Origin of the sequence: Streptomyces sp. NPDC127129 (genome assembly GCF_042671585.1) — a bacterium.
Taxonomy (GTDB): Bacteria; Actinomycetota; Actinomycetes; order Streptomycetales; family Streptomycetaceae; genus Streptomyces.
Genome location: NZ_JBHXTV010000029.1, coordinates 24,148 through 36,147 on the forward strand (window position 1 = coordinate 24,148; position 12,000 = coordinate 36,147).

A 12,000-nucleotide genomic window follows, 5' to 3' on the forward strand; every position below is an offset into this window, starting at 1 on the left:
TCCTGCCCGTACCGGTCTCAGTCCTGCCCGTACCGGGGGTCGACCGACTCGGGGGAGAGGCCCAGCAGCTCCGCCACCTGCTCGACCACGACCTCGTGGACGAGCAGCGCCCGCTCGTCCCGGCTCTTCGAGCGGATCTCGACGGGCCGCCGGTAGACGACCACCCGGGCAGGCCCGCCCTTCGCCGCGGGCGCGGAGCCGCCCAGCGGCACCGACTCGCCCGACACCGTGGGCGGCACGTCGAGCACCAGGAACTCGACGTCCGCCAGCTGCGGCCAGCGCCGCTCCAGGCGCTCCACCGAGTCCAGGACCAGATCGCGGAACGTGTCCGCCCGGCTCGCCGACAACGGCACCTGCGGCGGGGCGACGGGCCCCCGCATCCCGCGGCCGTGACGGTCACGGCGACGCGTCCGGGGCTCCGGCGGTTCCGGCCGCGTCTCCGAGGGGCGCGTCTCGGGGGAGCGGGAATCGCCCGCCTGGGACTGGGCCGGACGGGACGAGGGGCGCGGCGGCACAGGACTGTCCATCACTGACGCAGCGTAACTCTCCTCAGTGTCAGTCGGCCGTGGCGCACACGTGCCACCGCGATTCCTCCGGACCCGGGCTGTCGATAGTTGAACGTTCCGGCCAAGCGAGGGCTCGATTCGATGGGGTCCCGCGATCGGCCATCTGGCCGTGGTTGACCGGATTCCGCTCGGACGGTGTCCGGATCGCCCGTCGTCCCCACCCCCGTTCTCCTCCTTACGCGCAGGTCAGGACGGTCCTCCCGAGAGGGCCCGTGTCCGACGTCACACCGCGACACGGTGGAGTGACCTGGTGGAGAGTCGTCGCGGCCCGCTCAAGAGTGCGGTACCGTCCAACGTCGTGAGCCCTGTACGTCGCTGTTCGCGCACCGCGTGCGGCCGCCCTGCCGTCGCGACACTGACGTACGTCTATGCCGACTCGACTGCGGTCCTCGGCCCGCTCGCCACCTACGCCGAGCCCCACTGCTACGACCTGTGTGCCGAACACAGCGAGCGCCTCACCGCGCCGCGCGGCTGGGAGGTCGTGCGGCTCACCGACGGATCCGCCCCGGCCCGCCCGAGCGGGGACGACCTGGAGGCCCTCGCCAACGCGGTACGGGAGGCGGCCCGCCCCCAGGAACGCGCGGCCGAGGCCGGCGGCAAGGGCGGCGGAGGCCGTGGCGGTGACCCGATGGAGGTCGGCCGCCGCGGACACCTGCGGGTCCTGCGCTCCCCCGACTCCTGAACGTGCCCGGGGCTGCACCGTTCGCCGCCGAACACCCCGTGGCCGGACCTCTCGCTTCCCGAACGCTCCCGTGGCCGAACCTCCCCCGAGCGGCCAAGGCGCTCTGCCCTCCCGTGAGCGGCCCCCGGTAGGTTGGGCCTCCTGTACACGCGCCGCACACGCGTGCCGATGAAGGCGTATTCAGGAGGGTTGTTCCGTGGCTGCTGATCTGTCGCAGATCGTGAAGGCGTACGACGTCCGCGGGGTGGTGCCCGACCAGTGGGACGAGACGCTCGCCGAACTGTTCGGCGCCGCGTTCGTCAGGGTGACGGCCGCCGACGCGATCGTGGTCGGCCACGACATGCGGCCCTCGTCGCCGGGCCTCTCGGGCGCCTTCGCCCGCGGTGCGGCCCGCCTCGGCGCCGACGTCACCCTGATCGGGCTCTGCTCGACCGACCAGCTCTACTTCGCCTCGGGCAGCCTGGACCTGCCCGGCGCCATGTTCACCGCGTCCCACAACCCGGCCCAGTACAACGGCATCAAGATGTGCCGCGCGGGCGCCGCCCCCGTCGGCCAGGACACCGGCCTCTCCGAGATCCGCGCGCTCGTCGAGCGCTGGTCCGACGAGGGCGCCCCCGAGGCCGCCGCCACGGCCGGCACGATCACCGAGCGGGACACCCTCGCCGACTACGCCGCCCACCTGAAGGCGCTGGTGGACCTGGCGGCGATCCGCCCCCTGAAGGTCGTCGTGGACGCGGGCAACGGCATGGGCGGCCACACCGTCCCGACCGTCTTCGCGGGCCTCCCGCTCGACCTCGTACCGATGTACTTCGAGCTCGACGGCACCTTCCCGAACCACGAGGCCAACCCGCTCGACCCGGCGAACATCGTCGACCTCCAGGCCCGCGTCCGGGCCGAGGGCGCGGACCTCGGTCTCGCCTTCGACGGCGACGCCGACCGCTGCTTCGTCGTCGACGAGCGCGGCGAGGCGGTCTCCCCGTCGGCGATCACGGCGCTCGTCGCCGCCCGCGAGCTGGCGAAGACGCCCGGCGGCACGGTCATCCACAACCTGATCACCTCCTGGTCGGTCCCCGAGGTCGTCCGTGAGCACGGCGGCACCCCGGTCCGCACCCGCGTCGGCCACTCCTTCATCAAGGAGGAGATGGCGAAGACGGGCGCGATCTTCGGCGGCGAGCACTCGGCGCACTACTACTTCAGGGACTTCTGGAACGCCGATACGGGCATGCTCGCCGCGCTCCACGTCCTCGCCGCCCTCGGAGGCCAGGACGGCCCGCTCTCGGAGCTGGTCTCCTCGTACGACCGCTACGCGGGCTCGGGCGAGATCAACTCCACGGTCGCCGACCAGGCGGCCCGCGCGGCGGCCGTCAAGGCGGCCTACGCGGACCAGGACGGTGTCGGCATCGACGAGCTGGACGGTCTGACGGTGGCGGCCGAGGACTGGTGGTTCAACCTGCGCCCGTCGAACACCGAGCCTCTGCTGCGCCTGAACGTGGAGGCCCGTGACGAGGCCACCATGGCCAAGATCCGCGACGAGGTCCTGGACCTCGTCCGCGCGACCGGCTGACCCGCTCGCGAGTGCCGGAGAACGGGGCGGGTGCCGAGCCGCGCGCCCCGTTTCCCGGCGGTAGGCTGACCTGGCCCGAAGGGCAGCAACAGCACCGCAACCGTTTGTTCGAAGGGACACCTCATGCCGCTCGAAGCCGGCCTCCTGGAGATCCTGGCCTGCCCGGCGTGCCACGCGCCGCTGAACGACCGTACGACGGCCGAGACCCCCGAACTGATCTGCACGGGCGCCGACTGCGGCCTCGCGTACCCGGTCCGCGACGGCATCCCGGTCCTCCTGACGGACGAGGCCCGCAAGCCGCAGTAACCGCGAGGGGCTCGTGGGCGCGGGTGGGCAATCGTCCGACCCCACCCACCCCCACCGCCGTGTGGGCAACCGCCGGTGTACCCACCCACTCCCCGCCGTGTGGGTAGTCGCCCGCCCCACCCACCCCCCCCGTGTGGGCAATCGTCCCGCTGGGCGGGACGGGTGGGCACACGGGACGGCGCCCAGGCGGGCGCGTCCGCCCCAACTGCCCCCCACGAGGCCCCGCACCACGCAAGGGCCCCACGAGCCCACAGAGCCCACAGCGCACGCATCCGCCCCGTACCCGGAGGCCCGCCCCATGCTCGACGAGACCCTCCTCGACGCCCCGGACGCCCTCGCCCTCGCCGACCGCCGCGGCCTGCTCCGCGGCGCGGCCGAGGCCGGCGCGCGGGTGCGGACCGCCGCCCGCCACGCCACCGAAGCGGGCGTCTCCGAACTCAGCCCCGAGGGGCGCCCCCGCTCCGTCCTCGTCGCCGGGCCCGGCACCGCCGCCGCGGGAGTGGCCGACCTGGTGGGCGCGCTCGCGGGAGCCGCCGCCCCCGTCATCCGCCTCCAGCCCACCGGCGTCGCCCCCGCCTCCGGTGCCCTGCGCTGGGCGCTGCCCGGCTGGGCGGGCTCCCTGGACCTGCTCCTGATCCCGACGACCGACGGCTCCGAACCCGGCCTCGCGAACCTCGCGGAACTGGCGTACCGCCGAGGCATCACCGTCGTCGCCGTCGCCCCGAAGACCTCCCCGCTCGCGGAGACCGTCAGCGCGCCGCGCGGACTGCTCGTACCGATGGCCATGGCCCCGCACGAGAGCGCCGAGGAGTACGAGGAGACGCTCGCCGCGGGTCCCGGCGCCCTGTGGGCGCTGTTCACCCCGCTCCTCGCGCTCCTGGACCGCGTCGGTCTCCTCGAAGCGCCGTCGGAGACGCTGGAGAAGGTCGCCGACCGGCTGGACAGCACGGCCGAGCGCTGCGGCCCGGCCATCGCCACGTACAGCAACCCGGCCAAGACGCTCGCCGCCGAACTCGCCGACACACTGCCGCTGATCTGGACCGAGGGCGACGCCGCCGGCCCCGTCGGCCGCCGCTTCGCCGCCGTACTGGCCGAGCTGGCCGGCCTGCCCGCGCTCGCCGCCGAACTGCCCGAGGCGCTGCCCGCCCACGGTGTGCTGCTCGCCGGCGACTACGCGGCCGGAGCCGACCCCGACGACTTCTTCCGCGACCGGGTGGACGAGCAGCAGGCCCTGCGCGCGCGGGTCGTGCTGCTGCGCGACCGCCCGGCCGACGCCGGAGGCCTCACGGCCGCCCCCGCCGCCCGAGAGCTGGCCCTCAGCCACGGCACCGCGATCAGCGAGCTGGAACCGCTGGTGTCGGAGGAGGCGTCGGGGGAGAGCGGCGAACTCCTGGAGACGCTGGCGGAACTGCTCGCCGTCACCGACTTCGCGGCCATCTACCTGTCCCTGGCGTCGGCGGGGATCGCCCCACCTCACGCCTGACCCCCACGGCAGGCGGCCGCACACCGCCCACCACAGCCCCTGAACTCCAACCCAACCCGCACCACCCGTCCCACGACGCCGCCACGTCCCACGACGCCCCCACCTCCATCACCGCACCGAGGAAAGCTGGAAGGCTCCATGGACCGCCTCGTCAACACCGTCCGCCCCTACGCCTGGGGTTCCACCACGGCCATCCCCGAACTGCTCGGGACCACCCCCACCGGCGAGCCCCAGGCCGAGATGTGGATGGGCGCCCACCCTGGAGCCCCCTCCCGCACGGAGCGCGGACCGCTCAACGAGGTCATCGACGCCGATCCCGTACGCGAGCTGGGCGCCCCGGCCGTCGAAAAGTTCGGCCCGCACCTGCCCTTCCTCCTCAAGGTGCTCGCCGCCGGAGCCCCGCTCTCCCTCCAGGTCCACCCCGACCTCGCCCAGGCGAAGGCCGGATTCGCCTCCGAGGAGGCGGCCGGGGTCCCGATCGACGCGCCGCACCGCAACTACAAGGACGCCAATCACAAGCCCGAACTGATCTGCGCCCTGACGCCGTTCACCGGGCTCTGCGGTTTCCGCGACCCGATCGAGGCCGCCGACACGATCGCCGCACTCGGCGTCGACTCCCTCAAGCCGTACGTCGATCTGCTGCACGCCCACCCCGAAGAGGCCGCGCTGCGCGAGGTCATGACCGCCCTGCTCGTCGCCGACCGCGAGGAGATGGCGCACACCGTCGCCGAGGCCGCGGCCGCCGCCGAACACCTCGGCGGCGCCCACGCCCCGTACGCCGCCCTCGCGCACCACTACCCGGGCGACGCCGGTGTCATCGCCGCCATGCTGCTCAACCCGGTCCAACTCCAGCCCGGTGAAGCCCTCTTCCTCGGCGCCGGCGTGCCGCACGCCTACCTCGACGGCCTCGGCGTCGAGATCATGGCCAACTCCGACAACGTGCTGCGCTGCGGGCTGACGCCCAAGCACGTCGACGTACCGGAGCTGCTGCGGATCGTCCGCTTCGAGGCGGGCGAGCCGGCCCTGCTGCGCCCGGAGGCCTCCCCGTCGGGCGAGGAGGTCTACGACACCCCCATCGACGAGTTCCGGCTCTCCCGTTTCGTGCGGGCCGAGGGCGCGGCCCCCACCGACGTCACCGCCACCACCCCGCAGATCCTGCTCGCCGTCGCCGGCCGGCCGAAGGCGGGCGAGGTGACCCTCGCCCCCGGCGAGTCCGTCTTCGTACCGGCAGGGGAAACGACCGAACTGTCCGGTACCGGAACGGTCTTTCGCGCCACCGTCGTGGCCTGATGCAACAATGACCGGCCGAATGGCGGCAGCAGTGCCGGAGCACCGACGAAGGGAAGACGTACACCCATGAGCGCGTCAGGCGGAACCAAGGCGATCGTGGCGGCACTCGCCGCGAACCTCGCGATCGCGGTAGCCAAGTTCGTGGCGTTCCTCTTCAGTGGCTCGTCCTCGATGCTGGCCGAGAGCGTCCACTCCCTCGCCGACTCCGGCAACCAGGGCCTGCTGCTCCTCGGCGGCAAGAAGGCGAAGCGCGAGGCGACTCCGCAGCACCCCTTCGGCTACGGCCGCGAGCGGTACATCTACGCCTTCCTCGTCTCCATCGTGCTCTTCTCCGTCGGTGGCATGTTCGCCATCTACGAGGGCTACGAGAAGATCAAGCACCCGCACCCGATCGAGGACTGGTACTGGCCGATCGGCGTCCTCGTCTTCGCGATCATCGCCGAGTCCTTCTCCTTCCGTACGGCCATCAAGGAGTCGAACACGATCCGTGGCCGCCAGTCCTGGAAGGAGTTCGTGCGCCGTGCGAAGGCGCCCGAACTCCCGGTCGTCCTCCTGGAGGACCTCGGCGCGCTCGTCGGCCTCATCCTCGCCCTCGGCGGCGTCGGCATCGCCCTGCTCACGGGCGACGGCGTCTGGGACGGCATCGGCACCCTCTGCATCGGCATCCTGCTCATCGTGATCGCGCTCGTCCTCGCCGCCGAGACCAAGTCGCTGCTGCTCGGCGAGTCCGCGGGCATCGAGCAGGTGAAGCAGATCGAGGAGGCGGTCGTCGACGGCGAGACCGTCACCCGCCTCATCCACATGCGCACGCTCCACCTCGGTCCGGAGGAACTCCTCGTGGCCGCCAAGATCGCCGTACACCACGACGAGTCGGCCACCGAGGTCGCCCACGCGATCAACGCGGCCGAGGAGCGCATCCGCGCGGCCGTCCCGATCGCCCGGGTCATCTACCTGGAGCCGGACATCTACAGCGAGTCGGCGGCCGCCGCGGGCGTGAACCCGGCCAAGTCCCCGGGCGGCCCGGGCCACTAGGCGCACAGCAGAGCGCACGAGCTCGCCACGGAAGGGCCCGGGGTCACCACGACCCCGGGCCCTTCCGGCTGCTGCCCGCGACCACCGAACCTCGCCGAGCGCCTCCATTCCCGTCTCCCGGCCCGAAACCGAGGGCGAATCCGGCCGAATCCCGGGGCAGGCCGGACTGTGGGTCGCCACACTGATCGGTGTAGATTCGTGACCAGCCAGACGTCGCTGCTGATGGCGGTCGGGCGGTCCGCGGGACCGGCCGAGGGAGAGAGGGCCTCCGACGACTGCACCGCGGGAGTACCCGGGCATTCGTGTGCCCGCGCTACGCACGTCGCGGTGTCAGGCGCCCAACAGACCCTCGAACCCGATCCACGAGGAGCAGCTCAGTCATGACGACTGCCGCCACCCAGCAGGACTTCAAGGTCGCCGACCTGTCCCTGGCCGCCTTCGGCCGCAAGGAGATCACCCTCGCCGAGCACGAGATGCCCGGCCTGATGTCGATCCGCCGCGAGTACGCCGACCAGCAGCCGCTCGCCGGCGCCCGGATCACCGGCTCCCTGCACATGACCGTGCAGACGGCCGTCCTCATCGAGACCCTGGTCGCCCTCGGCGCCGAGGTCCGCTGGGCCTCCTGCAACATCTTCTCCACCCAGGACCACGCCGCCGCGGCCATCGCCGTCGGCCCGAACGGCACCCCCGACGCCCCCGCCGGCGTCCCCGTCTTCGCCTGGAAGGGCGAGACGCTGGAGGAGTACTGGTGGTGCACGGAGCAGGCCCTGACCTGGCCGAACACGCCCACCGGCGGCCCGAACATGATCCTCGACGACGGTGGTGACGCCACCCTCCTCGTCCACAAGGGCGTCGAGTTCGAGAAGGCCGGCTCCGCCCCGGACCCGTCCACCGCGGACAGCGAGGAGTACGGCCACATCCTCCGCCTCCTCAACCGCACCCTCGGCGAGAGCCCGCAGAAGTGGACCCACCTCGCGTCCGAGATCCGCGGCGTGACGGAGGAGACCACGACCGGTGTCCACCGCCTGTACGAGATGCACCAGGCCGGCACCCTCCTCTTCCCGGCGATCAACGTGAACGACGCCGTGACGAAGTCGAAGTTCGACAACAAGTACGGCTGCCGCCACTCGCTGATCGACGGCATCAACCGCGCCACCGACGTCCTGATCGGTGGCAAGACGGCCGTCGTCTGCGGCTACGGCGACGTCGGCAAGGGCTGCGCCGAGTCCCTGCGCGGCCAGGGTGCGCGGGTGATCGTGACCGAGATCGACCCGATCTGCGCGCTGCAGGCGGCGATGGACGGCTACCAGGTCGCGACCCTGGACGACGTGGTGGAGACGGCCGACATCTTCATCACCACGACCGGCAACAAGGACATCATCATGGCGTCCGACATCGCCAGGATGAAGCACCAGGCGATCGTGGGGAACATCGGCCACTTCGACAACGAGATCGACATGGCGGGCCTGGCCGCCACGCCGGGCATCGTCAAGGACGAGGTCAAGCCGCAGGTCCACACGTGGACCTACCCCGACGGCAAGGTCGTCATCGTCCTGTCGGAGGGCCGTCTGCTGAACCTGGGCAACGCGACCGGCCACCCGTCGTTCGTGATGTCGAACTCGTTCGCGGACCAGACCCTGGCCCAGATCGAGCTGTTCACGAAGCCGGAGCAGTACCCGACCGACGTCTACGTGCTCCCGAAGCACCTGGACGAGAAGGTCGCCCGCCTCCACCTCGCCGCGCTCGGCGTGAAGCTCACGACCCTCCGCCCCGAGCAGGCCGCCTACATCGGCGTCGAGGTCGAAGGCCCGTACAAGCCGGACCACTACCGCTACTGATGCCGGCCCGGACGGCGCCCGTGCACTGACGCACGCCCGTCCCACGCACCCGTAGAGGAATAAGGCAGGCCCCCGCACCCCCGTGCCGGGGGCCTGCCTCGTCTATCGCCCCCGCAAGCACCCCGAGGACCCATGCCCCGCGGCCGCTATTCGCTCCATGACCCGCACGATCACACCCCCCTCGGTGAAGAGCACTTCAACTGCGCGCCCGGCCCCTCCGGCTGGCGCTACGTCTCACAGACCACCACCCCCTCCGGCGAGCACGCCGGCTCCGTCGACCTGGCCATCGACGAACTCGGCCGCCCCATCCGCCTCGAACTCCACGCCGCGAGCTGGCAGGTCCGCGGCGCGGCCCTGGACGGCGTCACCTGGGTCCGTACCGACCCCACCGGAACCCACGCCACCGAAGGCAATGTGCGCGCCCACGCCTTCACCGGCACGTCCCCGGCGTTCCTCGTCGCGATCACGCGACTCCTGCGACTCACCCCCGCTTCCCCCGCGACCCGCGTCAGGCTCGTCGCCTTCACGGATCCCGTGCTCGCACCCCTCACGATCTACCAGTCCTGGGCCCTGGTGAACAGTGAAGCGCACCCCACTGACAACGGCCGTCTGATGGTGGACGAGTACCAGGTCAACGCCCTCGACACGGGCGAACAGCACGCGGTTCACATCGCCGGAGACGTGGTCCTCTCGGCCCCCGGCGTCGAACTCGAATCCCTCGACACCCCGCCGTCCCTCTTCCCCTGACGCCCGCTGCCCGACGACTCGACGACGACGACGGCGTCAGGCAGGCGGGGCGAACCCCGTCGCACGCTCGGGCTCCGCAGAAGGAGAAACGGAGGAGGGGGAGACGGGGGAGGGAGAGGAAGAAGCAGAGGCAGAAGCAGAGGCGGAAGGAAAGACAGGAGACGAAGCGGGGGAACCAGGCACAGGAGCGGCAGCGAAGGCCCGCCGCGCGTCCCGCGCCTGCCGCTCGCCGACGACCCCCGCCAGATACGCCGCCGCCGGCACACCCGCCGGCGGAGGGGTCCCCGTCCGTGCGACCAGCTCGTCGGCCAGACGCTCCGCGATCCGCTGCCCCACGGCCGGATCGAGCTGCCGCATCCGCGTCAGGTACTGCCGCACCTCCAGCCACAGCGCATCCGGCACCGCGGAGAGATCCAGCTCGGTGAACCGCCCCACGAGCCAGGGCGGTGGAGGCGGCACGGCCGACGTCCGAGCGGCCGGCACCCGCTCCCGTACGACGAGCGTGCCGGCGAAGACATCCCCGATCCGCCGCCCACGCGCGGAGACGAGGGAGGCGACACAGGCGACGGTCCCGAGCGTCATGAGGATCTCGACCACCCCCATCGCCCCGCGCACGAGCGCGTGCCGGAACCGGATCGGCCCCCCGTCGTCCCGCACCACCCGCAGCCCGCAGGCCAGCTTCCCCAGCGACCGCCCGTGCGACAGCGTCTCCACCGCGATCGGCGCCCCCACGAGGACCAGAAGGAAGGAGGCGATCGACATCGCCGTCTGCGCCGCGTCGTCGAGCGAAGCCGTCGCCAGCGCGAGCCCGACCGTGATCAACAGATAGGCCGCCCACACCACCAGTGCGTCCAGGAGCAGCGCGAGAGCCCGGCTCGGCAGCCGCGCCGGCTGCAACCCCAGTACGACCGCGTCCCCCGTCACAACCCCGCTCACGGCGCCCACCCTTCTCCGACCTGTCCCGGCCCCTCGGTACGACAGTCTGCCAAGCTGACCCGCAGCGCGCCGCAGTAGTACGGACCCGTACGCACCCAGTGCCTGGAGCAGCAGCCGATCATGGACCTCGACGTCTACGTCACCGCCCACCGCGCCGAGTGGGACCGTCTCGACCACCTCCTGCGCCGCGGCGGAAAGCTCAGCGGTGCCGAGGCGGACGAGCTCGTCGCCCTGTACCAGCGGACGGCCACCCATCTCTCCCTGATCCAGTCCAGCGCCCCGGACCCCCTGCTCACGGCGCGGCTCACCCAGCTCGTCGCCCGCGCCCGCGCCACGGTCACCGGCACGCGCCGCTCCTCCTGGCGCGACGTCGTCCGCTTCCTGACGGCCGGCTTCCCGGCGGCCGTGTACCGCTCGCGTCACTGGTGGGTCCCGACTGCCGTCCTCTCCACTCTCCTCGCGGTGATCATCGGCTGGTGGATCGGCACGCACCCGGAGGTTCAGTCAGCCATCGGCGCCCCGGCGGAACTGCGCGAGATGACCCGTCCCGGCGGCCAGTACGAGACGTACTACTCGAGCCATCCCGCGGCCTCGTTCGCCGCCCAGGTCTGGACGAACAACGCCCAGGCGGCCGCCATGTGCCTCGTCCTCGGCGCGTTCCTCTGCTTTCCGGTGCTCTGGATCCTCTTCCTCAACATGCTGAACCTCGGCGTGGCCATCGGCCTCATGTCCGCGGCGGGCCGGCTCGACGTCATGCTCGGCCTGCTCCTGCCGCACGGTCTCCTGGAGCTCACCGCCGTCTTCGTCGCCGCCGGCACCGGCCTCCGACTCGGCTGGACACTCATCGAACCGGGCCCCATGACCCGCCGTGCCGCCCTGGCCCAAGAGGGCCGCGCGGCCGTGGGCATGGCGATCGGCCTCGCGCTGGTCCTCTTTCTCTCGGGCCTCATCGAAGGCTTCGTGACCCCGTCGGGGCTCCCGACGTGGGCGCGCATCGCCATTGGAATAGCCGCCGAGCTGGCATTTCTTGTCTACGTCTATGTCCTGGGAGCCCGTGCCGTCCGAGCCGGTGACACGGGAGACGTGGAGGAGACCGACCGCAGCGCCGCCCTGCCGACGGCCGCCTGATGTGCGGAGCACCCCGCTGACCTGCTAGTCTCCTCCTCGCCCACAAAAACCGTTGACACGGTTCGAGTGGGGAGGTAGATTCAAACGGTTGCCTCGGACTGGACAAGTTCGAAGGCCAGCAGCTAGACTCTCTCTCGCTCCGGTCGGGAAGTTGATTTCCACGGAGCCACCCCGATTCCTTATTTGAATCACGAAGCCACCGATTAGGTCGGCCGAAATGAATCTGATAAAGTCGGAATCGCCGGAAAGGGAAACGCGAAAGCGAAGAACAGCCCGGCAGCCCGCTCCAGCGGGTGGCAGAAACGGAAAACGGATCTGCTAAGCTGGAAACACGAAACACGAAAGACCGAAGGGAAAAGCCCGGAGGAAAGCCCGAGAGGGTGAGTACGAAGGAAGCGTCCGTTCCTTGAGAACTCAACAGCGTGCCA

At 71.5% G+C, this 12,000-nt stretch carries 11 protein-coding genes; 9 read left to right on the top strand and 2 right to left on the bottom strand.

The window, feature by feature from the left end; translation table 11 throughout:
• Positions 1-17: 17 nt before the first annotated feature.
• Positions 18-527, bottom strand: a complete 510-nt coding sequence (locus ACFVGW_RS35035; protein ID WP_385854841.1) for a metallopeptidase family protein — start codon at positions 525-527, stop codon at positions 18-20.
• A 289-nt stretch (positions 528-816) separates the two neighbouring features.
• On the opposite strand from ACFVGW_RS35035, the gene ACFVGW_RS35040 reads away from it, so the two are divergent.
• The 8 genes from ACFVGW_RS35040 to ACFVGW_RS35075 all read left to right on the top strand — a co-directional run bounded on the left by ACFVGW_RS35040 (position 817) and on the right by ACFVGW_RS35075 (position 9,508).
• Positions 817-1,248, top strand: coding sequence for a DUF3499 domain-containing protein (locus ACFVGW_RS35040; protein WP_352192117.1), 432 nt, complete (start codon positions 817-819; stop codon positions 1,246-1,248).
• Positions 1,249-1,444: 196 nt separating this feature from the next.
• Positions 1,445-2,812 (top strand): phosphomannomutase/phosphoglucomutase, encoded by a 1,368-nt coding sequence (locus tag ACFVGW_RS35045; protein WP_385854834.1) that lies wholly within the window; start codon positions 1,445-1,447, stop codon positions 2,810-2,812.
• A gap of 123 nt (positions 2,813-2,935) precedes the next feature.
• The gene (locus ACFVGW_RS35050) at positions 2,936-3,118 is read left to right on the top strand and encodes a Trm112 family protein (protein WP_352192119.1); all 183 of its coding nucleotides are present in this window, start codon (positions 2,936-2,938) and stop codon (positions 3,116-3,118) included.
• Positions 3,119-3,416: 298 nt separating this feature from the next.
• Entirely contained in the window at positions 3,417-4,601 is a 1,185-nt protein-coding gene (locus tag ACFVGW_RS35055) for an SIS domain-containing protein (protein ID WP_385854835.1), read from the top strand.
• 138 nt (positions 4,602-4,739) lie between these two features.
• A complete protein-coding gene (manA, locus tag ACFVGW_RS35060) occupies positions 4,740-5,891 on the top strand; it encodes a mannose-6-phosphate isomerase, class I (RefSeq protein WP_385854836.1) in 1,152 nt (383 codons plus the stop codon).
• A 66-nt stretch (positions 5,892-5,957) separates the two neighbouring features.
• On the top strand, positions 5,958-6,923 hold the full coding sequence (locus ACFVGW_RS35065; RefSeq protein WP_385854837.1) for a cation diffusion facilitator family transporter: 966 nt from the start codon (positions 5,958-5,960) through the stop codon (positions 6,921-6,923).
• A 380-nt stretch (positions 6,924-7,303) separates the two neighbouring features.
• Positions 7,304-8,761, top strand: a complete 1,458-nt coding sequence (gene ahcY / locus ACFVGW_RS35070) for an adenosylhomocysteinase (RefSeq protein ID WP_352192123.1) — start codon at positions 7,304-7,306, stop codon at positions 8,759-8,761.
• Positions 8,762-8,893: 132 nt separating this feature from the next.
• Positions 8,894-9,508: a hypothetical protein gene (locus ACFVGW_RS35075; protein ID WP_385854838.1), complete on the top strand. Its 615-nt coding sequence runs from the start codon at positions 8,894-8,896 to the stop codon at positions 9,506-9,508.
• 36 nt (positions 9,509-9,544) lie between these two features.
• Here ACFVGW_RS35075 and ACFVGW_RS35080 read toward each other — a convergent pair whose 3' ends face one another.
• Positions 9,545-10,444, bottom strand: coding sequence for an RDD family protein (locus tag ACFVGW_RS35080; protein ID WP_385854839.1), 900 nt, complete (start codon positions 10,442-10,444; stop codon positions 9,545-9,547).
• A 120-nt stretch (positions 10,445-10,564) separates the two neighbouring features.
• Here ACFVGW_RS35080 and ACFVGW_RS35085 point away from each other — a divergent pair, with 120 nt between their 5' ends.
• Positions 10,565-11,572, top strand: a complete 1,008-nt coding sequence (locus ACFVGW_RS35085) for a stage II sporulation protein M (RefSeq protein ID WP_385854840.1) — start codon at positions 10,565-10,567, stop codon at positions 11,570-11,572.
• Positions 11,573-12,000: the final 428 nt, after the last annotated feature.

Coding starts and splice junctions, on each gene's coding strand:
- manA (WP_385854836.1), top strand. CDS start 4,740: ATGGACCGCCTCGTCAACACCGTCCGCCCCTACGCCTGGGGTTCCACC.
- ACFVGW_RS35035 (WP_385854841.1), bottom strand. CDS start 527: ATGGACAGTCCTGTGCCGCCGCGCCCCTCGTCCCGTCCGGCCCAGTCC.
- ACFVGW_RS35085 (WP_385854840.1), top strand. CDS start 10,565: ATGGACCTCGACGTCTACGTCACCGCCCACCGCGCCGAGTGGGACCGT.
- ACFVGW_RS35075 (WP_385854838.1), top strand. CDS start 8,894: ATGCCCCGCGGCCGCTATTCGCTCCATGACCCGCACGATCACACCCCC.
- ahcY (WP_352192123.1), top strand. CDS start 7,304: ATGACGACTGCCGCCACCCAGCAGGACTTCAAGGTCGCCGACCTGTCC.
- ACFVGW_RS35055 (WP_385854835.1), top strand. CDS start 3,417: ATGCTCGACGAGACCCTCCTCGACGCCCCGGACGCCCTCGCCCTCGCC.
- ACFVGW_RS35050 (WP_352192119.1), top strand. CDS start 2,936: ATGCCGCTCGAAGCCGGCCTCCTGGAGATCCTGGCCTGCCCGGCGTGC.
- ACFVGW_RS35065 (WP_385854837.1), top strand. CDS start 5,958: ATGAGCGCGTCAGGCGGAACCAAGGCGATCGTGGCGGCACTCGCCGCG.